This is a genomic window from Microcystis sp. M53603_WE2 (genome assembly GCF_030065435.1).
In genome coordinates this window covers 1-2,740 of sequence record NZ_JASJFF010001212.1, presented here as the reverse complement: position 1 = coordinate 2,740, position 2,740 = coordinate 1, and the positions used below count along the sequence as shown (strand labels likewise).

The 2,740-nt window shown below is 45.0% G+C and carries 3 protein-coding genes; 1 reads left to right on the top strand and 2 read right to left on the bottom strand.

Going from position 1 to position 2,740, the window contains the following annotated elements; genetic code table 11:
- Window positions 1-280: 280 nt before the first annotated feature.
- Entirely contained in the window at window positions 281-778 is a 498-nt protein-coding gene (locus tag PX481_RS25335) for a 2TM domain-containing protein (protein WP_004266818.1), read from the bottom strand.
- A gap of 60 nt (window positions 779-838) precedes the next feature.
- Window positions 839-2,176, bottom strand: a complete 1,338-nt coding sequence (gene trmFO, locus PX481_RS25330; RefSeq protein WP_288096724.1) for an FADH(2)-oxidizing methylenetetrahydrofolate--tRNA-(uracil(54)-C(5))-methyltransferase TrmFO — start codon at window positions 2,174-2,176, stop codon at window positions 839-841.
- A gap of 148 nt (window positions 2,177-2,324) precedes the next feature.
- Between trmFO and PX481_RS25325 the strand changes: the two genes are divergently transcribed.
- The coding region (locus PX481_RS25325; protein WP_502888636.1) for an HAD-IA family hydrolase at window positions 2,325-2,740 on the top strand (416 nt) is incomplete at its 3' end.

Below are 2,740 nucleotides of genomic sequence, written 5' to 3'. Positions count from 1 at the left end.
TGTTGGTGGGGGCAGGGTGTGGGGTGTGGGGTGTGGGGTGTAGGGTTTTACCGATTTTGAGGTAGTCAGTTACCTAATTTTCAGGGAAAAAGTACCTGAATTTTACCCCCGATCCCTCCAATGGTCGGCACTTTTTGAGGAAAAAAAAGTCTAAAAGCCTTATCCAACAAGGTTTTTAGACTTATTCAGCAAGCCCTAAGTAGTAGTGCAAAGCTCAACTTTGTGTACTTTGTGTCTCTGTGGTTCACAAAAACAAAAAAGGCTTAATTTAGCAACACTATTAAAACTGTAAAAACTTTTTAATTTGTGTCCAAAGATTGGTAAAAGACTCTTTCATTTCCTCCTTAATTTTCCAGCGTTTAAATGCCTCTTCGTAGGCAATTCCTTGATTTTGAAAAGTTTTCCAAGCGGAAAGAGAAAGAGGTAAACCCATCAGCAAAAAGATATAAATTGCCCAAGAAATTGTTCCCGCACTAATTAAATTAATGGTAAGAAAAAAACTATTAATAATCAGATAGCGAACGGTTTTATGTTTTAGCTCCTCGCGACGAAAGCGATCGAATTCTTGCCGTTTATAACTGAGCATTTTTGACTCTTGCCAGTCCTTTTCCGCCGCTTCCAAGTCTTTAACTTCAATAGCTAAATCGTCAGCAATTTCTAACAACTGTTGGCGGGTAATTTCTCCCTTATCCCCTTGACGGGAGATAGCCAAATAGAGAATTTCCTGCACATCCTCTTGACTGTAGGATTGGGGAGGGAAAAAATCGGGGTTTGGCATAGCGATAGAGAAAGAAATAGGTTCCTTCTCTATTATGGGCGATCGATTAGCGATTGACAGTTAGACGAGACAGGGAGTTTTTAGCTGATTCCACCATGCTTCTAAATCCTGCAAAGAGCGATCGGCATATTGACCGTAACGTTCCCGTTTATTGCGGATTTTTCTGGTAAAATTCGGCAAAATGCCAAAATTTGGCGGCATCGGTTGAAAATGTTTCGGTTCGGCACTGCTGATAAACTCAAATAATGACCCCATCATCGTTGTGGTTGGCAATGTCACCGTTTCTAATCCTAAAGCTAAACGAGCGGCATTAGTTCCCGCTAACCATCCCCCAGCAGCCGCAGCCGTATAGCCTTCCGTGCCGATTAACTGTCCTGCCGCTAATAGCGTCGGTCGCGATTTAAACTGGAGACTGGAGGATAATAACTGGGGAGAATTGATAAAGGTGTTTTTGTGCATCACCCCCATGCGGACAAATTCGGCCTTTTCTAACCCCGGAATCAGACGGAAAACCCGTGTTTGTTCACCCCATTTTAAATTAGTTTGAAATCCTACCATATTCCACAATTGCCCCGCTTTATCTTCCATTCGCAACTGTATAACTGCGTAGGGACGTTGATCCGGATATCTGGTATCCGCTAATCCCACTGGTTTCAGGGGACCAAAACGCATGGTATCCTCTCCCCGACAGGCTAATTCTTCGATCGGCAGACAAGCCTCGAAAAATTTGGCATTTTCTCGCTCAAAATCCTTTAATTCTGCTTGTTCTGCCTGTTTTAACTCTTGCCAGAAATGCAGGTATTGTTCCCGATCCATGGGACAATTGAGATAGGCGGCCTCACCTTTATCGTAACGGGAGGCCAGAAAAGCGATCGATCGATCAATAGATTCCCCTAGAATAATCGGACTAGCGGCATCAAAAAAGCTCAGATAGTCCAGGCCGGCGAAATTTTGCAGATCTGCGGCCAAGGCAGCACTGGTTAACGGTCCAGTGGTTAAAACGACGATACCATCCCGGGGAATTTCCGTGATCTCCTGACGTTTTAAGGTGACTAGAGGGTGGTTAGCCAAGATTTCCGTCAAATTTCGACTAAAGACCCCTCGATCGACCGCTAAAGCCCCTCCTGCGGGGACACTGTGCTGATCGGCCTGGGCAATAACTAGAGAATTTAAGCGTCGTAATTCTTCATGGAGTAACCCGGTGGCGCGATCCACCGCCATGGCACCAAAGGAGTTACTACAGACTAATTCGGCTAAAAATTGGCTATGGTGGGCGGGACTAGAGCGAATTGGGCGCATTTCGTACAGGATCACGGGAATACCTGCTTGGGCTATCTGCCACGCCGCCTCAGTCCCCGCTAATCCTCCACCAATTACATGAATAGGGCGATCGATCATAGTTGGGAGAAAATGGGTAGAGTTATGATTATTTTAAAATGAGCAATTGTTAGGTTTGTTAGGCCACCTAGAGGGCCGACCCTAAAAACCTCAGTTCGATGGTGATCATCGGTCGTCAGTGAAGAAAACCTTTATAGACAAAACTTTCATGCAGAAACCTCAAGTTATTTTTCTCGATGCTGTGGGTACTCTTTTTGGCTTGAAAGGCAGTGTCGGAGCAATTTATAGTCAAATAGCGGCGGATTTTGGGGTAGAGGTGGCGGCCGAGAGTCTAGAACAGTCTTTCTCCGCTATTTTCCCCACTTCTTCCCCCCTAGCTTTTCCTGACGTTGAACCAGCACAAATTCCTGAGTTAGAGTATTGCTGGTGGCGATCGCTGACTGGAGCAGTTTTTAATAATTTGGGTTATCTGGAACGATTTCCCGATTTTGAGGCTTTTTTCGGCGAACTTTATCGTCATTTTGCCACGGCCGAGCCTTGGGTTCTGTACGGGGATGTAATTCCTACTTTAAGACTCTGGCAGATTCAGGGGATCGAGTTGGGCATTATTTCTAATTTTGATAG

What these genes read in the sequence shown, in the direction of transcription:
- PX481_RS25335 (WP_004266818.1), bottom strand. Translation starts at nt 778, where the DNA reads ATGCCAAACCCCGATTTTTTCCCTCCCCAATCCTACAGTCAAGAGGAT.
- trmFO (WP_288096724.1), bottom strand. Translation starts at nt 2,176, where the DNA reads ATGATCGATCGCCCTATTCATGTAATTGGTGGAGGATTAGCGGGGACT.